Annotated in this window: 19 protein-coding genes and 1 tRNA gene; 6 read left to right on the top strand and 14 right to left on the bottom strand. The window is 65.6% G+C overall.

Going from position 1 to position 21623, the window contains the following annotated elements:
• Positions 1-6: 6 nt before the first annotated feature.
• The 3 genes from ACG0Z6_RS14470 to ACG0Z6_RS14460 all read right to left on the bottom strand — a co-directional run bounded on the left by ACG0Z6_RS14470 (position 7) and on the right by ACG0Z6_RS14460 (position 2980).
• Positions 7-1623, bottom strand: coding sequence for a DNA cytosine methyltransferase (locus tag ACG0Z6_RS14470; RefSeq protein WP_394462604.1), 1617 nt, complete (start codon positions 1621-1623; stop codon positions 7-9).
• A gap of 323 nt (positions 1624-1946) precedes the next feature.
• Positions 1947-2036, bottom strand: a tRNA-Ser gene (locus ACG0Z6_RS14465).
• Between the two features lie 110 nt (positions 2037-2146).
• Entirely contained in the window at positions 2147-2980 is an 834-nt protein-coding gene (locus tag ACG0Z6_RS14460) for a symmetrical bis(5'-nucleosyl)-tetraphosphatase (protein ID WP_394462602.1), read from the bottom strand.
• A gap of 137 nt (positions 2981-3117) precedes the next feature.
• Here ACG0Z6_RS14460 and ACG0Z6_RS14455 point away from each other — a divergent pair, with 137 nt between their 5' ends.
• The 3 genes from ACG0Z6_RS14455 (at position 3118) to ACG0Z6_RS14445 (ending at position 6492) form a co-directional block, all read left to right on the top strand.
• The gene (locus tag ACG0Z6_RS14455; RefSeq protein WP_394462600.1) at positions 3118-4422 is read left to right on the top strand and encodes a hemolysin family protein; all 1305 of its coding nucleotides are present in this window, start codon (positions 3118-3120) and stop codon (positions 4420-4422) included.
• Entirely contained in the window at positions 4419-5156 is a 738-nt protein-coding gene (locus tag ACG0Z6_RS14450; protein WP_394462598.1) for a SapC family protein, read from the top strand. Before ACG0Z6_RS14455 ends, ACG0Z6_RS14450 begins: the two co-directional genes overlap by 4 nt.
• A gap of 124 nt (positions 5157-5280) precedes the next feature.
• A complete protein-coding gene (locus ACG0Z6_RS14445) occupies positions 5281-6492 on the top strand; it encodes a lyase family protein (protein WP_394462596.1) in 1212 nt (403 codons plus the stop codon).
• Positions 6493-6590: 98 nt separating this feature from the next.
• On the opposite strand, the gene ACG0Z6_RS14440 is transcribed toward ACG0Z6_RS14445, so the two are convergent.
• The 9 genes from ACG0Z6_RS14440 to ACG0Z6_RS14400 form a co-directional block, all read right to left on the bottom strand.
• Positions 6591-7700 (bottom strand): NAD(P)/FAD-dependent oxidoreductase, encoded by a 1110-nt coding sequence (locus tag ACG0Z6_RS14440; RefSeq protein ID WP_394462594.1) that lies wholly within the window; start codon positions 7698-7700, stop codon positions 6591-6593.
• A gap of 68 nt (positions 7701-7768) precedes the next feature.
• A complete protein-coding gene (fdxA, locus tag ACG0Z6_RS14435) occupies positions 7769-8092 on the bottom strand; it encodes a ferredoxin FdxA (protein WP_394462592.1) in 324 nt (107 codons plus the stop codon).
• A 109-nt stretch (positions 8093-8201) separates the two neighbouring features.
• Positions 8202-8960: a uroporphyrinogen-III C-methyltransferase gene (gene cobA, locus ACG0Z6_RS14430; RefSeq protein WP_394462590.1), complete on the bottom strand. Its 759-nt coding sequence runs from the start codon at positions 8958-8960 to the stop codon at positions 8202-8204.
• 28 nt (positions 8961-8988) lie between these two features.
• Positions 8989-10281: a sulfate adenylyltransferase subunit 1 gene (locus ACG0Z6_RS14425; RefSeq protein WP_394462588.1), complete on the bottom strand. Its 1293-nt coding sequence runs from the start codon at positions 10279-10281 to the stop codon at positions 8989-8991.
• Positions 10282-10295: 14 nt separating this feature from the next.
• Positions 10296-11261, bottom strand: a complete 966-nt coding sequence (gene cysD / locus ACG0Z6_RS14420) for a sulfate adenylyltransferase subunit CysD (protein WP_394462586.1) — start codon at positions 11259-11261, stop codon at positions 10296-10298.
• A 21-nt stretch (positions 11262-11282) separates the two neighbouring features.
• Positions 11283-12047, bottom strand: a complete 765-nt coding sequence (locus ACG0Z6_RS14415; protein ID WP_394462584.1) for a phosphoadenylyl-sulfate reductase — start codon at positions 12045-12047, stop codon at positions 11283-11285.
• A 35-nt stretch (positions 12048-12082) separates the two neighbouring features.
• Positions 12083-12586, bottom strand: a complete 504-nt coding sequence (locus ACG0Z6_RS14410; protein WP_394462582.1) for a DUF934 domain-containing protein — start codon at positions 12584-12586, stop codon at positions 12083-12085.
• Positions 12587-12636: 50 nt separating this feature from the next.
• Positions 12637-14334, bottom strand: coding sequence for a nitrite/sulfite reductase (locus tag ACG0Z6_RS14405; protein WP_394462580.1), 1698 nt, complete (start codon positions 14332-14334; stop codon positions 12637-12639).
• A 232-nt stretch (positions 14335-14566) separates the two neighbouring features.
• Positions 14567-15610 carry an ornithine cyclodeaminase gene (locus ACG0Z6_RS14400; protein ID WP_394462578.1) on the bottom strand — a complete coding sequence of 348 codons (1044 nt, stop codon included), beginning with the start codon at positions 15608-15610 and terminating at the stop codon, positions 14567-14569.
• 218 nt (positions 15611-15828) lie between these two features.
• Between ACG0Z6_RS14400 and ACG0Z6_RS14395 the strand changes: the two genes are divergently transcribed.
• Positions 15829-16254: an Lrp/AsnC family transcriptional regulator gene (locus tag ACG0Z6_RS14395; protein WP_394462576.1), complete on the top strand. Its 426-nt coding sequence runs from the start codon at positions 15829-15831 to the stop codon at positions 16252-16254.
• A 34-nt stretch (positions 16255-16288) separates the two neighbouring features.
• Here ACG0Z6_RS14395 and ACG0Z6_RS14390 read toward each other — a convergent pair whose 3' ends face one another.
• A complete protein-coding gene (locus tag ACG0Z6_RS14390) occupies positions 16289-18661 on the bottom strand; it encodes a penicillin acylase family protein (protein ID WP_394462574.1) in 2373 nt (790 codons plus the stop codon).
• Between the two features lie 83 nt (positions 18662-18744).
• Between ACG0Z6_RS14390 and ACG0Z6_RS14385 the strand changes: the two genes are divergently transcribed.
• The gene (locus ACG0Z6_RS14385) at positions 18745-19680 is read left to right on the top strand and encodes a patatin-like phospholipase family protein (protein WP_394462572.1); all 936 of its coding nucleotides are present in this window, start codon (positions 18745-18747) and stop codon (positions 19678-19680) included.
• A gap of 94 nt (positions 19681-19774) precedes the next feature.
• On the opposite strand, the gene phaP is transcribed toward ACG0Z6_RS14385, so the two are convergent.
• Positions 19775-20341 (bottom strand): TIGR01841 family phasin, encoded by a 567-nt coding sequence (gene phaP / locus ACG0Z6_RS14380; RefSeq protein WP_394462569.1) that lies wholly within the window; start codon positions 20339-20341, stop codon positions 19775-19777.
• Positions 20342-20576: 235 nt separating this feature from the next.
• Here phaP and ACG0Z6_RS14375 point away from each other — a divergent pair, with 235 nt between their 5' ends.
• Positions 20577-21557 (top strand): histone deacetylase family protein, encoded by a 981-nt coding sequence (locus ACG0Z6_RS14375; protein WP_394462567.1) that lies wholly within the window; start codon positions 20577-20579, stop codon positions 21555-21557.
• Positions 21558-21623: the final 66 nt, after the last annotated feature.

The following is a 21623-nucleotide window of genomic DNA, read 5'->3' as shown; positions in this document are numbered from 1 at the left end:
CGCCCGTTAGTCGAGACCGGCTTGCGCTATGACCCGGGCGACGACGTCAGCGATCTGGTTTGCGAGCTTGGGAGGGACCGCATTGCCTACTTGCGTGTACTGAGAGGTTCTGTTCCCCAAGAATACGTATGTGTCGGGGAAGGTTTGCAACCGGGCCGCCTCACGCACCGACAGGCTGCGGCACTGTTTCGGTTTGTAGTGTATGAAGGCGTGACCGTCCTTGGCGATATGGCTCGTGATCGTAGTGCTGTGTCGCTTGCCTACCTGCACGCGGAACCGGTCCTTGAAGATTGATTCGTTGATGTTGTTGGGGTCAATGTTTTTATGGTCTGGCAGGAGGCACCTCGGAAAGTTTGCAAGCCGCGGGCTTTCGTTGGTTATCTTGCCGAATGCCGAGACAAACATATACCGTACCAAGTCCGATGGCATGTGAGATCTGCTTTGATGGTTGGTGAGCAAGGAAGTGTCACGGTCCCTATACCAGTCGGGCATTGCCTTAAGATTTTTGCGGCGGTCGCTCTGGGGGAGGCGCATGCGCTCTGCCCCCGGACTAGGCTCGTGCTGTCGAGCCAGAAGCTCTTCGCGGCATTTGGTCATCAGCGTGGCAATGCTGATGCTGTCTTCTGTGCCTTGCAGCGTCAATTCGCGTACTGCTTGGTCAAATAGTTGTAGCGATAGGGCGTCGAGCCACGTTGCCCCTTTGCCTCTTCTGGAAATCTGGGGACTGATTGCAGGCAGGTCGTCCAGCACATGTTTCACCCAGGGCGGATCTGCGGGCAGGAGCCCAGTGAATCCGTTTAACTTCGCGTGTAAGTCCTCCCTGATGCCAACAATGATCACTCGATGGCGCGCCTGTGGGATGCCGTATTTCTCCGCTTTCAGGATGAAGTCGGTTGGCTCAGGGGTGGCGCTATTGTTGGGGTTGCCCAAGGGGACTAAGACGTACTTGACTGTGTCCTTGGATCCGTCCGCCATGCCGGGCCGCTTCAGGTCGGCCATGATGCGGTGGAAGATGTGCCCGTCACCAACGCGCGAGGAGAGGATTCCCTTGACGTTCTCCATGACAAAGACCGCCGGACGAAATTCAGCAATAACGTGTAGGTATTCCTCGTACAGAAAGTGGCGATGATCTTGTTCGGCGACGTACTCCTTCGTGCCTTTGTTGCGTGATCGGCCAACCACCGAATACGCCTGACATGGCGGTCCACCTATGAGAACGGTGTTCTGCGGAAGCTCACCTTTGACCATGAATGGCGCGAGCCTTTGTCGAATTTGCTTTGAGACCTCGGACCGACTGGCTGGTCCCAGCGTAAGCTGGTGTGCTTCTTGTTCCGCGTGAATGCATGCCTCGCGGATCGTCGTGCTGTCGCAGCTGAGGAGGGAGCTGAATAGGGTGTTCCAGGGTCGTGTTTCGACCAGATGGTCCCAAAGCTGCCAAACTCCATCAGTGGTCTTAGGGTTGCGTTGAAGTTCGCGGTGTGCGGCCCGCAGGCGCAAAGTTTCATGAGCCATTCCATCCTTTTCAATGGATATGGCGATCCGGAACTCGCTCTGCATACAGCGTGAGAAGCCTTCGCCGAGGCCTCCGGGTCCAGCGAATAAATCAATTACAGGGATGGTCATCTATCGTCGGTACTGGACGAGCCCAAAATCGGCATCGTGTAGCGGCTGGAATGCTACCAGGCTGTGAAAGCGGGCCTATCCTTTTGGGCAAGATGAGCAAGATGAGCAAGATGAGCAAGATAGGAATGCTGCCCTGACCTTGGCCTGCGTGCGCAACTTGGAGTCGCTAAGTCTGCCGTTTGGTTGGAGTCGTCGAATGCATCCTTTGCGCATTTTTGCGGCAATGCAAAAACTGGCGAAATGCCTGCTAAGCCATAAGCTGCCCGTCAGGATACTCTATGGCTAACGGCACAAGGGTAGCCCCGCTACGGCTTGAAGAGGACTGGCGGAAGCGGTGAGATTCGAACTCACGGAAGGGTTCCCCCTTCGCTGGTTTTCAAGACCAGTGCCTTAAACCACTCGGCCACGCTTCCTGAATTGGCGCCACCAGGCTGGGCTGGTGGTTTGCTGCGCCTGGCGCGGGTTCCTGTGCGGAGCGCGGCAGCAGCAAAGCCGTGCATTGTAGCCACATTGGCGGGGGCTTTTAGGCTTTGCCGGGGCGTTGGGCTTGGGGGCAGTCGACTTGGGTGATGGCCAGCACTTGGCCGTGGTCGTCAAGCTGTGCGGCGCTGAGTTGGCCGCCCCAGATGCAGCCGCTGTCCAGCCCCAGCAGGGTGGGTTGTTGCAGCAGGCCCAGGGTGGACCAGTGGCCGAAGGCGATGCGTTCGCTGGCGCTGCGCCGGGTGGGGATTTGGAACCAGGGTTGCATGCCTTCGGGGGCTTGGGCGGCGCTGTCTTTGGTGTGCAGGTCCATGCGGCCTTCGGGGTTGCAAAAGCGCAGCCGGGTGAGGGCGTTGACGATGCAGCGCAGCCGGGCGTGGCCTTGCAGGGTGTCGCTCCATTGGTCGGGTTGGTCGCCGTACATGGCGTGCATGAAGTCTTGCCAGTGTGGGCCGCGCAGCTGCTGGTTCACTTCGTCGGCCAGGGCCAGGGTTTGGGCGGTGTCCCATTGCGGCAGCACGCCGGCGTGCACCAGGAGCCAGCCGTGGGCGTGGCGGGCCAGGGGTTGGTGGCGCAGCCAGTGCAGCAGGGTTTCGCGGTCGGGGGCGTTGAGGATGTCGTCCAGCGTGTCGCTTTTGCCGCTGCGCCGCGCGCCGCAGCTGGTGGCCAGCAGGTGCAGGTCGTGGTTGCCCAGAATGCAGTGGGCGCTGCTGCCTTGGGCGGTGAGCCAGCGCAGGGTGCCGAGGGACTGGGGGCCGCGGTTGACGAGGTCGCCCAGGAAGTAGAGCCGGTCGCGCGAGGGGGAGTAGTCCAGCACTTGCAGCAGGCGCATCAGCGGGTCGCAGCAGCCTTGGAGATCGCCAATGAGGTAGTTCATGCCGGCATTGTGCGTGCTGGTGGGCGCACTGCTGGGTTTGCGCCGAGCTGCAAGGGGTGGGGCTTCTGCTACGCTTGCGCCCTCTTTGGTTTTGTACTGCGCAAGCCCAGCCTCAAGGTGGGGCGTTTGCGCACCTCATGGATACAGCGCTCGTCGTCTTTTTGGTTCTGCTCAACGGTATGTTTGCCATGTCGGAGATGGCCATCACGGCCTCCCGCAAGGCGCGTTTGCAGGTGTTGTTGGAGGCGGGCGAGAGTGGCGCTCGCACGGCTCTGCAGCTGCATGACAACCCGACCAAGTTTCTCTCCACGGTGCAGATTGGTATCACCAGCATCGGGGTGCTCAATGGCATTGTGGGCGAGGCGGCGTTTTCCCAGCCCCTGGCCCTGTGGCTGTCGACCTGGAGCGGCTTGAGCGAGCGCTGGTCGGACTTCACGGCCACGGGTTTGGTGGTGGTGATCCTGACCTTTGTGACCATCATCTTCGGCGAGCTGGTGCCCAAGCGCCTGGGCCAGATGTACCCCGAGGCCATTGCGCGCCTGGTGGCGCCGCCCATGGAATTCTTGTCAGTGGTGGCCAAGCCTTTTGTGCGCTTGCTCAGCGTGTGCACCGAAGCCGTGCTCAAACTGCTGGGGCAGGGCGGCGGGTCGCAGCGCCAGGTGACGGAAGAAGAAATTGCCGCCAGCCTGGAAGAGGGTGTGGATGCTGGCGTGATCGAGGCGCAGGAGCACCAGATGGTGCGCAATGTCTTTCGCTTGGACGAGCGCTTGATCGGCTCCATGATGATTCCGCGCGGCGAGATTTCCTGGCTCGATGTGCAAGACGGCCCGCAGGAGCTGCTGCAGCTGCTGCAGGCGCATGGCTTCAGCCGCTACCCGGTGTGCCGCGGCGGACTGCACGATGTGCTGGGCGTGATCTCCATGCAAGCCCTGGCCGCGCGCTTGCTGTCGGGTGAGCCGCTGGATTTGACGCAGGACTTGGAAGCCGCTGTTTACGTGCCCGAGACCTTGTCCGGCATGGAGCTGCTGGCGCATATGCGCGAGTCCGACGCGCAGCTGATTTTTGTGGTGGACGAGTACGGCGAGGTGCAAGGCGTGGTGGCGCTGCGCGACGTGCTCGAAGCCATTGCGGGTGAGTTCAGCGCACCCAGCGACGACGATGCCTGGGCGGTGCAGCGCGAGGACGGGAGTTGGCTCATGGATGGCCTGATTCCCGTGCCCGAGCTCAAAGACCGCCTGGGCGTGAAAGAACTACCTGAGGAGGAGCGTGGGCGCTACAACACCCTGGCCGGCATGGTGATGCTGCTGCTGGGGCGCTTGCCGCGCACGGCCGACGTGGTGGAGTGGAACGCGTGGCGTTTCGAGGTGATTGACCTCGATGGCAAGCGTGTGGACAAGGTGCTGGTCTCAAGACTGGCTGTAGATGGAGATGAATCGAAATGAGCACCCCCCCGATGTATGCAAACCTCACGGCACTGGACCGTGAGCAGCACAAAAAGCTGCGCCTGAAGCTCGACGCCCCCGTGCTGGAGCGCGTGGCCGAGCTGAACTCCCTGTTCCTGGCAACGGTGGAATTTGCCGACGCCTGCAAAGAGTTCCCCATCGTGTTCGTGCGCGTGGGCACGCCCGTGGAAGGTCAGCCTCAGGCCGTGGCACCGCTGGCCGTGCTGGGTTTGAAGCCCGGCTCCAACCTCTTCCTCAAAGACAGCAAGTGGACGGGCAACTACCTGCCTGCCTACGCCCGCCGCTACCCCTTTGCCATGGCGCGCATCAGCGACGACGGCCAAGACATGGCCATGTGCTTTGACGCTGAGTGGAAGGGCTTTTCGGAAACCGAAGGTTCCTCGCTGTTTGCCGACGACGGCCAGCCCTCGGAGTTCCTGGCCAACGCCAAGAGCTTTGTGGAGCAGTTCGAGATGGAATCCGAGCGCACCCGCATGGCCTGCGTGAAGCTGGTGGAGCTGGACTTGCTGCAAGACATGCGTTTTGAAGCGCAGCTGGGCAATGGCGAGAAGATCGACGTTGAAGGCTTCCTGACCGTCAACGAAAAGAAGCTGGCCGAGCTGGAAGACGCCAAGGTCGTTGAACTGCACCGCAACGGCTTGCTGTCGCTGCTGGAGATGCACCGCCTGTCGCTGAGCAATATGAGCCGTCTGGCCAGTCAGTACCAGGGCTGAAGAGTCTGAATCTGGCCTGACAGCAGGGTCAGATTCTCACGATTGAGGGGACGCTGCGCATCAAAGCGCACGTCCCCTCGCTTCATTTACGGTTGGCAACATATGTCCCCACTAGCATGGCGGCATGAATGCCATTCCCCTGTCACCAAGACCCCAGACGGCCGATGGCTTGCTGGGGCAGTCCGCCGTGGCGCAGGCCATGCTGGACGTCTTGGCCGCACTGGCGCGCGTGCAGGCGCGCGCGGGGGTGATTCCGCGCTCTGCCGCACAGTCCATTGCCGGCATGTGCCGGGTGGAGTTGCATGAGCTGCGCGATGTGTTTGCGCTGCAGCGCGGCGAGGGCGGGGCAGCCCAGGCCCTGGCGCGCCAGCTGCAGGATTCGGTGGCCCTGTTCGATGCCGCTGCGGCGGCCTATGTGGGTCAAGGTTTAACACCCCAGGATTTGGCGGACACGGCGCTGCTGCTGCTGAGCCGCCGCGCGCTGGAGCCCATAGACGCGGACTTGCTGCACCTCCTGGGCTTGCTGCTGGCCTTGGCTGAAAAGCACGGCGGCGTGCCACTGCAGCGCCGCGCTGTGTTGCAGCCCTCATCGGTCATCAGCCTGCGTGCGCGCTTGCTGGACTGGGCGCTGCCCCTCATGCGCAATTTGCAAGCCCTTCGCCAGCAAGCGGCTGCCGCTCTGGTGCTGCAGTGGACGGGCCCGGCAGTGGCCGCACAAGCCGCCGCAGCGCAGGCCGGCGCGCTGCCGCGCATGGTGGCGCAAGAGCTGCGTTTGGGCTGGGCGGATGCGGGCAGCTCGCGCCAGCGCGACCGCCTCATGCGGCTGGGCGCGGAGCTGTGCCTGACCGCCCTGCAGCTGGGCAAGCTGGGGCAGGACTTGGCGCTGCTGGCTCAGCCCGCTGTGGGCGAGTTGGTCTTGGCCTCGGAGCAAGCGCTGCAGCGTTGCGCCAGCGTGCATGCCGCGGCCATGCAGGCCCCGCACCGTTTGGCGGCCTTGCACAGCTCCAGCATTTGGGTGCTGGAAGGCGGCCTGGGCCAGGTGCAGGTGGAAATGAACGAGTGGCTGGGCTTGCTCACTGCCGTGTGCAGCGGCTGCCGCCACATGGCCTTGGTGGTGGGGGAGTTGCAGCCGCAAGTCGAGCGCATGCGCGACCCACTGAGCCCCGCGCCCTGTACCGAGGTACAGCCCGAGCCCAGCGACAAATCCCTGCCCGCGGCTTGGCTGCAGGAGTTCGATGCCGAGGCGCAAGCGCGCCAGGCGGATGTGCGTGTGGCCGCCACGCTGACGCAAGCACGCCTGGCTTGGCAAAAGCTCTGTGCCGCGCCCACCGTCTAGCGGCGGCGCGCAGCCAAGCTTGGCGTGAATGAAAAAGGCCACCCGCTTGGGGTGGCCTGATGGCAGTGCTGCTGGGCGGTAGGCCCAGCGCAGAGTGCTTAGTCGAACACCGGCGTTTCCACGCCCAGCACCTTGTGCAGCTTGGGGCTGGTGGTGGTGTATTGCAGGTGCACGCGCTTTTCGGGGTTGATGTAGGGCATGGCGCCAAAGGCGGCCAGCGCTGCTTCATGGAAGCCCGAGAGGATGAGCTTTTTCTTGCCCGGGTAGGTGTTGATGTCACCCACGGCAAAAATGCCCGGCGTGCTGGTTTGGAACTTCTCGGTGTCCACCAGAATTTGCTTGCGCTCCAGCGCCAAACCCCACTCGGCAATGGGGCCGAGCTTGGGCGAGAGGCCGAAGAACACCAGCACTTCGTCGCAAGGCACCACGCGGGTGACGCCGTCGCCACCGGTGACTTTCACGCCCTTGAGCGCGCCGTCTTCGGTTTCGTCCAGGTCTGTCACTTGGCCGACGATGAATTGCATCTCGTAGGCGTCGCACAGCTCTTTCATCTTGGCCACATTGGCCGGCGCGGCGCGGAAGCCGTCACGGCGGTGCACCAGGATCACGCTCTCGGCCTTGTGGGCGTTGCCATCGGCATTGCCTGCGCAGAAGTTCAGTGCCCAGTCCAGAGCGGAGTCGCCGCCGCCGACGATGACCAGGTTCTTGCCCGCAAAGCGCTCGGGGTTGCGCACGCGGTAGTGAACCTGCGTACCTTCGTGCTTGTCGATGCCGTCGACCTTCAGCGTGCGCGGCTGGAAAGCGCCCACACCACCGGCGATGAAGATGGTCTTGGTCAGGAACTGCGTGCCCTTGGAGGTGGCCACAAAGAAGCGCCCGTCTTCTTGCTTCTCGACCGTGGTGACTTCCTGGCCCAGATGGAAGGTCGCGCCGAAGGGCTCGATCTGCTTCATCAGGTTGTCTGTGAGCTCTTTGCCCGTGACCACAGGCAGGGCCGGGATGTCGTAGATGGGCTTGTCGGGGTAGAGCTCGATGCACTGCCCGCCGGGGTAGGCCAGCGAGTCAATGATGTGGGCCTTGATCTCCAGCAGTCCGAGCTCGAACACCTGGAACAGACCCACGGGGCCTGCGCCGACGATGACGGCATCGGTTTCAATCACGCCCGCGTGGGCGGCTGTGGAGGTGGGTTGAGTCACTTGTGTTTCCATGGCTTGCGTTGGGCCGCCGTGCGGCCCAGGGTGGAACGGGCGGGCGCAACACGGCCCACCCGTACGGGTCAGCGGATCAGCTCACCGAGCTTGCCGGTGCGGTCTTTCCACTCGTCGGCGTCGGGCAGTGCGGTCTTGCGCTTGGTGATGCTGGGCCACTTTTTGGACAGCTCAGCGTTGAGCTTGATCATGTGCATCTGATCGCCGGGCACGTCTTCCTCGGGCACGATGGCGTTGGCCGGGCACTCCGGGATGCACACTGCGCAGTCAATGCATTCGTCGGGGTCGATGGCCAGGAAGTTCGGGCCCTCGCGGAAACAGTCGACGGGGCAGACATCGACGCAGTCGGTGTATTTGCAGCGGATGCAGGCTTCGGTGACGACGTGGGTCATGGAGAGGCTCTAGAGTTGAAAGAGGGCCGTGGGACGCATGGCGTGGGCGCGACGCGTCGGCGCTCACAGCGCGCGGCTTGGGGCCGGCACGGTTGGCAAAGGGCTGATTTTAATCGGTCAGGCTTTGTTCCTGGGCTTGAGGCACATCACGGCCAGGGGCTTGTGATGCCGGACGGGGCAGAGCGCGTGCGCCCGCACCCACCACCACCACCGTGGGGCGGCCGTGGTGCAGCACGGTGGCTTCGCTGAGGGTGGCCACTTGGTGTTCGCTGGTCAGCGCGTCGGCGCAGCCCGCACGGCTGACCACGCTCACGGGCGTGTCGGCACTCCAGCCTGCGCCCAGCAGCTGCTGGGCCAGCGCGCCGAGCTGCCGCCCGGCCATGTAGAACACTTCGGTGTCTGCACTTTTGGCCACGTGCATATCGCCTTCGCGCGTCATGGCCGTGGTCAGGGCCACGCTGCGGCCCAGGCCTCGGCGTGTGAGGGGGCGCTTTGTGTGGGCGGCAGCGGCAATGGCCGCCGTCACGCCGGGCACCACATCGGAATCGATGCCGGCTTCGGCCAGGGCCTGGAGTTCTTCTTCCAGGCGCCCGAAAACGCTGGCGTCACCGCCCTTGAGGCGCACCACCAGCGCGTGCTGGCGGGCTTCACGCACCAGCATGGCGTTGATGCTGCACTGCTTGGTGGCGTCGCAAAAGCCGCGCTTGCCCACATCCACCCAACGGGCCTGGGGTGCGAACTCGCGCAGCGCCGGGTCGGTGAGGGCGTCGAACAGCACCACTTGGGCCTGCGCCAGGGCGCGGGCACCGCGCAGGGTGATGAGGTCGGCGGCACCGGGGCCTGCACTGACGAAGATGACACGTCCCATGATGTGTGGCTGTATTTCTTGGGTGCGCTCAGCGTACCAGCAAGGCGCCGCTGGTGCGGTTGCTGCTGGGGTCGACCACGATCAGCGCGCCGCTGGTGCGGTTGCGTGCGTAGGACTCCAGCGGCAGGGCGGCTTGCACTTGCACCTGCACCGAGCCGATGTCGTTGACGCCCAGCTCATGGGCCTCGGTGGGCTGCAGGGAGTGGATGTCGAGCCGGTGTTCGATGCTGCTGATGCGTGCCTGCACCCAGCGGTTGCCGTGGCGCACCCAGTATTTGCGGCCCACTTGCGCGGGTTCGGTGTCCAGCCAGGCCAGCGTGGCCTGGAACTCTTGCACGGGTGTGGCGCTGCCGGGTGTGGCCACCCAGTCGCCGCGGCTCACGTCGAGCTGGCGGTCCAGCACGATGCCGGCGGACTCACCCGCCACGGCGTGTGCCACCACCTCGCCCGCGCGGCGCACTTCGGCCACCACGGCGCGCTCGCCGCTGGGCAGGATTTGCACTTCGTCACCGGCTTTGACTTGGCCGTGCGCAATGCGGCCCCACAGCACGCGTGCGGTGTTGCCCACGCCTTCGCCGTCCTTGGCCACGTATTGCACGGGCTGCAGCAACTGGCCTTGCACGGGCTCTTGCACGCTGGGCAGCGACTCCAGCACCTGCAGCAGTGAGGGGCCGTTGTACCAAGCCGCGTCCAGCGGCGCGGTGACGTTGTCGCCGCGCAGGGCCGAGACCGGCACGATGGCGCTGAAGGCGATGCCTGCTTCTTGCGCAAAGCGGCGCAGCGCGGCGGCGACTTTGGCAAAGCCTGTGCCGGGGTCGCCCAGGGCGTCGATTTTGTTGATGGCAAACACGATGGAGGGCACGCGTAGCAGGTGCGCCAGCAGGGTGTGGCGGCGCGTTTGCGGCAGCAGGGCGACTTCGGCTTGATCGAGGTCGAGCTTGGTCACATCCACCAGCACCACGGCGGCATCGCTGCCCGCAGCGGCGGTGACCATATTGCGCGTGTACTGCTCGTGGCCCGGGGCGTCGGCAATGATGAACTTGCGCGCGCGGGTGGCGAAGTAGCGGTAGGCCACGTCGATGGTGATGCCTTGCTCGCGCTCGGCCTCCAGGCCGTCGGTCAGCAGCGAGAGGTCGATGGGCGCGCCTGCAGCGCGCTTCTCCAGCGTGTCGAGCTGGTCGGCCAAGATGGCGCGGCTGTCAAACAGCAGCCGGCCAATGAGGGTGCTCTTGCCGTCGTCCACGCTGCCGCAGGTCAGGAAACGCAGGGCGCGGTGATGGGTGTCGACGTCGGCTTGGTGGACGATTTCGGGGGCGGTCATCAGGGCACTCATGATCAGAAATAGCCTTCTTTCTTGCGGCGCTCCATGGAGGCCTCGGAGGTGCGGTCGTCCATGCGCGTGGCACCGCGCTCGCTCACCGTGACGGTGAGGGTCTCGGCCACGATGTCTTTGGCGTCGCGTGCATCGCTCTCCACGGGGCAGGTGCAGGTCATGTCGCCCACGGTGCGAAAGCGCACGGTGGCGGTTTCCACCTGCTCGCCCGCTTCGGGTGGGGTGACGTCGGTCAGCGGCACCAGCAGGCCTTTGCGGCGGATGACCTGGCGCTCATGCGCGTAGTAGAGGCTGGGCAGCGGGATGTTTTCGCGGGCGATGTAGAGCCACACGTCCAGCTCGGTCCAGTTGGAGATGGGGAAGGCACGGAAGTGCTCGCCGGGACGGATGCGTGTGTTGAAGAGGTTCCACAGCTCGGGGCGCTGTTCTTTGGGCTGCCATTGGCCGAAGCTGTCGCGGTGGCTGAAGATGCGCTCTTTGGCGCGGGCCTTTTCCTCGTCGCGGCGTGCGCCGCCGATGAGCACATCAAAGCGGTGCTCTTCAATGGCTTCGAGCAGGGTCACGGTCTGGTGGCCGTTGCGCGACTCCAGGGGGTGGGCCAGGCGCACCGTGCCGCGGCGCATGGAGTCCTCCAGATGCGCCACCACCAGGCGGTCGCCCAGCTCGGCCACGCGCTGGTCGCGGAACTCAATGACCTCGGGGAAGTTGTGCCCGGTGTCCACGTGCAGCAGCGGGAAGGGCAGCTTGCCCTTGAAGCGGCCGCTGTGCTCGGGGTCGCGCATTTTGAAGGCCTTCTCGGCCAGATGCAGCACCACGCAGGAGTCTTTGCCGCTGGAAAAGAGCAGGCCGGGGCGCTCAAAGCTGGCGGCCACTTCACGCAGGATGAAGATGGCTTCCTCTTCCAGATGGTCCAGGTGGCGGTGGTCCACCGAGGTCAGCAGGTGTTGCAGTTGGGTCGGAGCGTTCATGATGCGGTGCTCGAGAAAAATTCAGTTCTTGTGGTGCGTCTGGTGCAGGCCGCACTCTTTGGCGCTTTCTTCCCACCACCAGCGGCCGGCGCGGAAGTCTTCGCCCACGGCGATGGCGCGCGTACAGGGCGCGCAGCCGATGGAGGGCATGAACTCGTCGTGCAGCGCGTTGTAGGGCACGTCGTGGGTCTGCACGAAGTGCCAGACATCGGCCCAGCTCCAGTCCGCCAGCGGGTTGATCTTGTCGCGGCCCTGGCCGTCGGGCTCGACGTGGGGCACGTCGGCGCGGTTGGCGCTTTGCTCGCGGCGCAGCCCGGTGATCCAGGCACTGCGTGCGGCCAGCATGCGGGAGAGCGGTTCGAGCTTGCGCACGCCGCAGCAGGCTTTGCGCAGCTCAATGCTTTCGTACATGGCGCGCTCGCCGTGGTCGCGCACAAAGCTCAGCACGGCTTCTTGTGCCGGAGCAAACACGGTGACGCGGCGGCCCCAGCGCGCTTCGATGGCGGGCAGCAGCGCCAGGGTTTGCGGGTGCAGCGCGCCGGTGTCCAGCGTGGCGATGTCGGTGGGCAGGCCCTCTTGCGCCAGCAGCGCGGTGATGACCATGTCCTCCACGCCCAGGCTGGAGGACTGCAGCAGGCCCGCGCCGTGTTGCTCGTGGGCCTGGCGCAGCACGCGCCTGGCCGTGGCCACGCGCTCCTCGTGGCCGGCCGTGTGGCGGGCATAGAGGGCGATGGCGGTGGATGCGGGGCTGCCTGGCAGGGGGCTCAGGGTGGCGAAGTCGCTCATGGTCTTGGGGCGCTGGCGGGGTGCGGGTTTGGGGCTCAGCCCTGCGCGAAGTGGGGCTTGGGCTCCACGGTGTCGCCCTGGTAGTGGCCAGGGAAGAAGGCCAGCGTGCGCTGGGCGGCTTCAATGCTTTGGTCGGCGCGCAGCACGGCGACGTCCACCCCCGTGCGTTGCAGCAGCAAGGCCATGTCCACCAGCACTTCGCCCGTGGCGCGGATTTCGCCCTGGAACTTCAGCCGCGTGCGCAGCAGCCGGGCCTGGGTGTAGGCGCGGCCATCAACCCATTTCGGGAATTGCACGGCCACCAGGCTGAGCTTGGGCAGATCGGCGGCCAGCGTCTCAACGTCCAGGTCGTTGGGCAGCTCCACGCCCACGGGCAGGCCCGCAGGCCAGTTGTCGCGCACGGCGTGCCATTGCTCCAGCGTCAGGAGCAGGTGGGGTGCGGCGGCGGGGTGAGGCACGGGCCCGTCCTCCCCGTGCACGCGGTGCCAGGGGTCGTTGTGGTCGGGGTTGTGGGCAAGCAGGAAGCGGATGCGGCTCATGGCGGGTCGGAGGCTGGAGTCGGTCTTCAGGCGTGTTGAGTGGCGCCCTCTCAGGCGCTTGGGGTGGCGGTGGTGGAGCGCACGGCGTTTGCGGCCTGCTTGAAGGGCTCCAGACCGACACGGCGCACGGTGTCGATGAAGTGCTCGGCGGCTTGGCGCTGGGCACGGAAGGTGTCGACCACGGCTTCCACCGCGTCGGCCACTTCGTCAGCGGCAAAGGAGGGGCCGATGACCTTTCCCGGCACCGGCGCACCCGACAGCGTGGAGCCGTCCGAGCCGCCCAGGGTGACTTGGTACCACTCGGTGCCGTCTTTATCCACGCCCAGAATGCCGATGTGGCCGCTGTGGTGGTGACCGCAGGAGTTGATGCAGCCGCTGATGTGCAGGTCGATGTCGCCCAGGTCATAGAGGGCGTCCAGGTCCTGGAAGCGCTCGGTGATCTCGGCCGCCACCGGGATGGAGCGGGCATTGGCCAAGGCGCAGAAGTCGCCGCCCGGGCAGGCAATCATGTCGGTGAGCAAGCCGATATTGGGCGTGGCAAAACCGTGCTCACGGGCCAGGGCAAAGAGGGCGGGCAGATCGGCCTCGCGCACCCAGGGCAGCAGCAGGTTTTGGTCGTGCGTGACGCGCAGTTCGCCGTGGCTGAACTGGTCGGACAGCGCCGCGGCGGCGTCCATTTGCGCGTCCGTGGCGTCGCCCGGGGGCAGGCCCACGCGCTTGAGCGAGAGCTGCACGCCGTAGACGCCCGCAAAGCGCGTGTGCACCACGTTGCGGGTGAGCCAGCGGCGGTAGGCCGTGTCTTGCACACCGGCGAGCAGGTCGCCACTGGCGCCTTCGTGCACGCCCTGGGGCAGGGTGAAGCTGGCGGCCACGCGGTCGAGCTCGGCCTGCGGGATGAGGTGCTCGTGCCCGGCCGGGTCGTCTTGCAGGATTTTGGCGAACTCGGCGTTGACTTCGTCAAAAAAGCGCTGACCTTCGGCCTTGACCAGGATCTTGATGCGCGCCTTGTACATATTGTCGCGGCGGCCCCAGCGGTTGTAGACGCGCACGACGGCCTCGATGTAGACGAGGATTTGCTGCCAGGGCAGGAATTCGGTGGCCACAGAGGCGATTACCGGCGTGCGGCCCATGCCGCCGCCGACCAGCACCTTGAAGCCGACCTCGCCCGCCTCGTTCTTGAGCAGCTGCAGGCCGATGTCGTGCCAGGCAATGGCGGCGCGGTCTTCCACGCTGCCGGAGATGGCGATCTTGAACTTGCGCGGCAAGAAGGCGAATTCGGGGTGCAGGGTGCTCCACTGGCGCAGCACTTCGGCGTAGGGGCGTGGGTCGACGATTTCGTCAGCCGCCATGCCTGCCAGCGCGTCGGTGGTGATGTTGCGGATGCAGTTGCCGCTGGTCTGGATGCCGTGCATGTCCACAGCGGCCAGCAGGTCCATCACATCGGCGGCCTGGGGCAGGGGAATCCAGTTGTATTGCAGGTTTTGGCGCGTGGTGAAGTGGCCGTAGCCGCGGTCGTAGTCGCGGGCAATGCGGGCCAACTGGCGCAGCTGTGCGGCCGACAGCACGCCGTAGGGCACGGCCACGCGCAGCATGGGGGCGTGGCGCTGCACGTACCAGCCGTTTTGCAGACGCAGGGGGCGGAACTCTTCGTCCGAGAGCGTGCCGGCGAGGTTGCGCTCGAGCTGGTCACGGAACTGTGCGGCGCGGGCGCGCACGAACTGGCGGTCGAAATCGGTGTAGGCGTACATCGCGATGGCTGGCTGTAGTGGGCGCGCCAAGACTCAACTGTCAGGGCGGCCATGGGATGAGCGGCGGAGTCTAGGGGTCTTCCATATATTTCAAAACTACATATTTGCATGATATGTATGCGAATATGAATATATGGGGTCAAAGCGCCGCCCAAATGGCAACGCCGCCCACAGCCGGTGAGGCGGAGGGCGGCGCGGGGCGCAGCGCGCTTGGGCGCTGCGGCGGTTGGGCTTAGGCGGCCTGGCGCTGTGTGGGCAGGCCGTGGCGCAGTTCGCCAAAGAGGTTGCGCGGGTCGGTCATGTCGGGGATCAGGCCCAGCTGTTGGCCCAGGCCCAGGGCCTTGGCCTGCTCGGCCAGCCAGCGCAGGGTGGAGAAGTCCTCCAGCGCGAACCCCACGGAGTCAAACACCGTGACCTGCTCGGCGCTGTGGCGGCCGCTTTCCTGGCCGTTGAGCACCTGCCAGAGCTCCACCACGGGGAAGTCGGCGGGCATTTGCTGCACATCGCCTTCGATGCGCGACTGCGGTTCGTACTCCACCACCACGCGGCCCATTTCCAGCACACCGCGGTGCAGCTCGGTCTTGCCGGGGCAGTCGCCGCCCACGCCGTTGACGTGCATGCCGGGGCGCACCATCTCGGGGGTGAGGATGGTGGCGTTGGTTTTGTCCGCCGTCACGGTGGTGACGATGTCTGCACCCTGCACGGCCTCGGCGGTGCTGGCGCACACCGTGAGCTTGAGCCCCGGCGTGCCCTGGAGGTTGCGCACCAGCTTGGCGGTGGCTTGCGGGTCGATGTCGTAGAGGCGCAGCTCTTCAATGCCACAGAGGTGGTGGAAGGCCAGGGCCTGGAACTCGCTTTGCGCGCCGTTGCCAATGAGGGCCATGACGCGGCTGTCGCTCCTGGCCAGCGCCTGTGCGGCCAGGGCCGAGGTGGCGGCGGTGCGCAGCGCGGTGGACAGCGTCAGCTCCGACAGCAGCTGGGGCTGGCCTGTGGCCACATCAGCGAGCACGCCAAAAGCCATCACCGTGGGCAAGCCGAAGCGGTGGTTTTTGGGGTGTCCGTTGACGTACTTGAAGGCGTAGAGCTGGGCGTCGGCGGCGGGCATGAGCTCGATCACACCGTCTTGCGAGTGCGCGGCCACGCGGGCGGTTTTGTCGAATTCGTTCCAGCGCAGATAGTCGGCGCGGATGTACTCGGCCAGTTGGCGCAGGCTTTGCGCAATACCGTGGTGGTGAACCAGGCGGGCGACGTCGGTGGTGCTCAAAAAGGTCGTCATAGGCAGGCGTGTTTGTTGTCGATGCCTGGATTCTTCTCAAGTCCAGTGTTAGCGAGAAGCCAATATACTGATCAAAATTTATTGAGCGTTGTGCAAAACGGCAGAGAAAAATGTCGTTTTGTGCAATTCGTGAAGCATTCGACAACCCAAATCGTGGGGGTGTGCTGCAGCCGCGCTGTGGCGAAACCTCGGGTTTGTGCTAGGGGAGGTGCGGTGGTATGGATACCTTGGATCAACAGCTCATTGCCCTGCTGCGCCAGGACGCGCGCGCCAGCGTGGCGACCCTGGCGCACAAGCTCAAGGTCTCGCGCGGCACGGTGACCAACCGGCTCACCAAGCTGGAAGACGCCGGGCTGATTGCGGGCTACACCGTCAAGCTGCGCGCGGACATTGCGCCCAAGGCCATAGCGGCTTGGTGTTCGATTGCCGTGGAGGGCAACCGCACGCGCGAGGTGGTGGGCATCTTGATGGGCGAGCCCGGCGTGAGTGGGTTGTTCGACACCAACGGCCGCTGGGATTTGCTGGCCGAGCTGCGCGCTGAAAGCCTGGCCGAGCTGGCCGAGATCCTGGAGCGCGTGCGCCTGATCAAGGGCATAGGCGCCACCGAGACCAGCATCCACTTGCAGACTTACAAGCTCTCCTGAGCTTTCGGGCGGCAGGCTGGCGCCGCCAGTGCGTTCAAGGTGCGGCCGTGATGCGGTGGCGCAGCTCCCCGGCCAGCAGCGGCGTGGGGCGTTGCGCCGCCCAGTCGGGCTGGCTGGCGCCCCAAAAGCGCGAGAGCGGGTGCCCGCTCTGACCGCCGGGCAGGGCCAGTATGGCCAACTCTTCGCGCCCGGGCGAGACCACCAGGCGCTGCGATTGCCCAAAAGCCGGTGCGCTCACGTGGGGCAGGTGGCCGTCGCCGCCTTGCGCTTTGCTGGGCATGTTCAGCAGCGTCCCGATCAGGGGCAGGGATTTGCTCAAGGGGTGTTGCAGCTGGCTGCGGTTGTGCTCACCCCAGCGTGCCTGCGCCAGTGAGCCGCTTTGCTGGGTGATGTCGGCCACGGCCGCGTCGAGCTGCGCCAGCAGCAGGGCCTCCCAGCTCTTGAAGCCCGCGGGCAGCAGGTGCGCCGGGCGCTGGTCCAGGGCGGCGGCGGCGCTGTATTCAAACGTGGCCGGCCAGGCGGCAGCCTGCTCGGATTTGTTTGGTTTGGTGGGCACGAAGGGGGCGCTCCATTGCGTCCACAGCAGGTTGAGGGTTTTCTGGCGCGTCAGGCGCAGCAGCCAGTAGGCGGCTGAGTCGGCGTCGGCGCGGCCATTCCATTGCTGCAGCAGGGTGGCGGCCTCGCGGTGCGCAGGGCTTTGTTGCAGCAGCGGCAAGAGGCGCTGGGCCCAGCTCTTCATGAAGCGCGCTTCGTCGTCCAGCTGCAAGGCGGCCATGCTGGCTTCGTCATGCAGGGGGCGTTCGCTGAGGCGGTCGCGGATTTGCTGGGTGCGCGCCCCCAGGTCAAAGGCGCCCGCGCCGATGAGCTCGCTGCCAGCGCCGCCCAGCTGGCGGCTGTTGGCCGTCCACAGCTGACCCGAGGCGGGCTGGCGGATGAGCGGCACCTGAGAGGCGGGCAGCCAAGCTGGCGGCGGTGCGTCAGCGTTCAGAAAGTGCGCGTAACGGTCGGCGCCGCTGCGGGGCTGCCAGAGGCGGCCGCTGAGCGTCCAGGCGATCTGGCCTTGGCGGTCGGCCACCATGAAGTTCTGGTGCGGCATGCCCGCGCGGCGGGCGATGTCGGTGGCCTCGTCAATGCTGCGCGCTTGCAGCAACTCGTCCAGCGCAAGGTTGAAGGCTTCGCCCGCATGCGCCACCCAGCGCAGCGCAAATTCGCGCTGGCCTTCGCGGCGCAGCAGCGGTGCGCCTTGGTACTCCCGCACCGTGATGGGGTGCGGCGCCTGGCCTTTGACGCGTATGGTTTCCTCGTGTTGGGTGAGTGTGGCTTTGGGGTCTACCTCCAGCCACTCAAACCACTGCCCGCCCGCATTGGTAAAGCCCCAGGCAATGTGGCCGTTGCTGCCCACCACCAGGGCGGGCAAGCCTGGCAGCGTGACGCCTGCCGCACGCAGGGCTTGGGCGCCGCTGCCCAGCTGCAGCTGGGCGCGATACCACAGGCCCGGCACGCTGAGCTTGAGGTGCATGTCGTCGGCCAGCAGGGCGCCACCGTGGCGGCTGCGCGTGCCCGCCACCGCCCAGTTGTTGCTGCCGTACAAGGGAGGGGGCTCAGCGTTGAGCGCTTGCGCGGTGAGTTCGGTGGCGCGTGCGCGGCGCAGGTCCAGCAGTTCGGGCCCGGGCAAGGGCGCTGCCTTGGGTGTCACGCCGTCGAGCGTGGCGTCCCAGCGGCCGCCCTGGGGGTGGAAGAAGTCCAGCAGGGCGTCACCCGCTTGCTCGCGCAGCCAGGCACGCTCGAACACTTGCTCGTAATGCCGTGCCTGCAAGGTGAAAAACATCTCGGCCACGACCAGGGCGGAATCGACAGGCTGCCAAGGCTGTGGTGTCTGGCCCAGCAGCCAGTACGCCCAGGGCCGCGCTGGCAGGGCCTGGAGCCCGGCGTTCACGCCCTCGGTGTAGGCACGCAGCAGGGCAGTTTCGCTCGCGCTGAGGCTTTCCAGGCGCTGCTGCAGCCGTGCGCGCATGCGGTGCTGTCGGCGCTGCACATCGCGCTCCAGGGCTTTGTCGCCGAAGAGCTCCGAGAGCTCGCCTGCGGCCGAGCGCCGCGTGAGGTCCATCTCGAAGAAACGGTCTTGGGCGTGGACAAAGCCCAGGCCGCGCGCCAAGTCCTCGCGCGTGGCGCCTTCCAGCACCACGGTGCCGCGGGCGTCGCGCCCAATGCTCATGGCCGAGCTCAAGCCCGGCAGCGTCAGGCGCCCGTCCAGCTGCGCCAGGCTGGCGCGCAGCAGGGCCCACGCCGCCAACGTGGCCAGCAGCAGGGCCAGCAACAGGCCTAAAGCGATGCGCCAGACCCAGCGCCATTTGCGTGGGGCCACTGCACTTGTGACGGAGAACTCGGGGGCGGGAGGCATACCCATGTCTTTCTGCTGACTTTTGATGGGTTCATTGGCGCACAAGGGCGCTCGCTTGGCCTCTCAGGCCTTTCCCTAGAATCCACGACATGTCGAATTCGATAAAAACAATTGATTGCGCAGCGTCGCGTCGCCAACTCCTGGGGCGTGCGCTGGCCGGTGGCTTGGCGGCGGGCTTGTCGGCCTGCTCCGTGATGGCGCCACCGCCGCCCGCACCCACGCCCGAGCCCCCAAAACCCGCCACACCGCCGCGCCCACCGCGGCTGGGCTTGGCGCTGGGCGGCGGCGCGGCGCGGGGCTTTGCGCACATCGGCGTGCTGCAGGTGTTGGAGGAGGCGGGCATCAAGGTGGACTTGCTGGCGGGGACCTCGGCGGGCAGCCTGGTGGCCTCGCTCTACGCCTCGGGCAAGAGCGCGCGCGAGCTGGCCCAACTGGCTGAGGCCATGGACGAAGGCGCCATCACCGACTGGACTTTTCCCATGCGCGGCCTGATCCGCGGCGAGGCCCTGGCGCGCTATGTGCGCCAACAAACCGGCGGGCGGCTCATTGAGCAACTGCCCCTGCCGCTGGGCGTGGTGGCAACTGATCTTTACGACGGCTCGGCCGTGCTGTTTCGCTCAGGCGATGTGGGCACGGCGGTGCGCGCCTCATCCAGCGTGCCCGCGGTTTTCCAGCCCGTGAAGATTGGCGAGCGCGAGTATGTGGACGGCGGGCTGGTCTCACCCGTGCCGGTGCGTTTTGCGCGGCAGATGGGCGCGGAGCTGGTGCTGGCCGTGGACATCAGCGAGCCGCCGCAGCCCAAGCCCCCGGGCGACGCCATGCGCATGCTGCTGCAGACCTTCTCCATCATGGGCCGCTCCATCAATCAGTTCGAGCTCAAAGACGCTGATGTGGTGGTGCGCCCGCGCCTGGACGGCGTGGGTGGGGCGGACTTTGGGGCGCGGCGGCGCAGCATTCAAGCCGGCCGGGAAGCTGCCCTGGCCGCCTTGCCGCAGCTGCGTCGGCTGCTGGCGCGCAGCCGCTAGCGCCACGAAAAAGGCCCAGCACGAATGCTGGGCCATCAAAGGTGCCAAGGGGAGTCAGTCCACCGGAGGCACCGAGGAGACAAACTCGTGTCGATCAGGCCGCGGTGGTGCCGCGCTTGGCGCCGTTGCGTGCAGCGTTTTGGCTGGCCTTCACCGCCGTCGAGGTGACGGCATTGAAGTTGGACTCAGCCAGCTCGGTGGCTTGCTTGGCGGCCTTTTGAATGCTTTCGTAGGCGTTGTTGGCAGCGGCCATGGCGGACTTCACCAGAGCCACAGCGTTTTCGCTGCCAGCCGGGCCGTTTTTGGCGGCGGAGTCCACCACGGCGTTGGCCTTTTTCTGCAGCTCAGACACTTGAGCTTCAGCCAGCTTGCCGAATTCGGCACCGGTGGCGGAGGCGATGTCATAGATGTGGCGGCTGTAAGCGGCAGCCTTCTCGGCGCTGGGTTGCAGCAGGGAGGCTTGCAGAGCCAGCAGCTCTTGAGCGTCCTTCACCGACAGGGCGGCTTGCACGGTTTCAGCGGTTTCGCTCAGGGCGGTCTTGGCCACTTGAAGGTTCAGCTCGACGAGCTTTTCAACACCTTCAAAGGCTTTGCCGGTCAGGCCAAACAGGGTTTCCAGGTTGGCTTTGTGGGCGGCGACAATTTGTTCGGCGGTCAGCATGATCAGTCTCTCCAGAGGCGGGTTGATTGGGCTGTTGCATCAAATGCTGCACTGCAACATGAGTGAAGTATAGAAAGCTCAAACAGGAATGCAAGCCATATTTTGTGCACTGCAGCATATTTCTCGCCAAAACAGGGGATGCCTGTGCCGGCAGACGCAGCATGCCGCCGCACTGTGTCGCCGCCATGACGCTGGGCGGACCCTCGTGGCGCGCTTGCGCTAAGGTGGGCGCACCATGCTGGCTTTCTATAGCGACCACCACCCGCTGGGGCTGCCCGAGCAGCACCGTTTTCCGCAGCACAAGTACGCTGCGCTGCGCGAGGCGCTCATGGCTGAGCCTCGCGGCTTGCGCCTGCAGGCGGCGCCGACGGTGTCGCCGCAGACCTTGATGCTGGCGCACACGCCGCAGTACATCGAGGCGGTGCTGCAGGGCCAGCTCAGCGAGGCGGCGCAGCGCGAGATCGGCTTTGCCTGGTCGCCCGCTTTGGTGAGCCGCTCGCTGCACTCGGTCGGCGCCACGGTTGCTGCTGCAGAGGCCGCAATGAAGGAGGGGTTGGCTGCGAATTTGGCTGGTGGCACCCACCACGCCTATGCCGACCGCGGCAGCGGCTACTGTGTGTTCAACGACGTGGCCGTGGCCGCACGGCTGATGCAGTCGCAGTGGCGCGACACCCACGGCTCGCAGCGGCCGGGCTTGCGGGTGCTGGTGATTGATTTGGACGTGCACCAAGGCAATGGCACGGCGGCGATTTTTCGCGACGACCCCAGCGTGTGGACCTTCTCCATGCACGGCGAGCGAAACTTCCCCTTTCGCAAAGAAGCGAGTGATCTGGATGTAGGGCTGCCCGACGGTTGCACCGATGCCCCGTATCTGGAAGCGCTGGACCAGGCCCTGGAGGCGCTGCAGGCCGGGCCCCTGGAACAGGGCCAGGCGGCGCCCTGGCTGGCTTTCTACCTGGCTGGTGCTGACCCTCACGAAGGGGACCGCATCGGGCGGCTCAAACTCAGCACAGAGGGCATGCGCCAGCGCGACGAACGCGTGCTGCAGTGGCTGCGCCACCGGCGCATTCCCGCCGCACTGTGCATGGCCGGTGGCTATGGGCAGGATGTGCCGGCCATGCTGGCCGTGCAATGCAACACGCTTTGGACTGCGGCGCAGAGCTGGGCACAGTGGCAAGACGTGGTGCACCAGCAAATCGGGGTCTCTGTACCCTGAAGACGACAGGCCGGCCAACTGGCGCGAGGCCCGCGTTGGCTCTGGCATGCTGTGAACAGAGTCAAA

This window comes from Roseateles rivi (assembly GCF_043555845.1).
Lineage (GTDB): Bacteria > Pseudomonadota > Gammaproteobacteria > Burkholderiales > Burkholderiaceae_C > Roseateles > Roseateles rivi.
The sequence above is the reverse complement of the archived record's forward strand: the minus strand, read 5'-3'. Positions and strand labels throughout refer to the sequence as shown.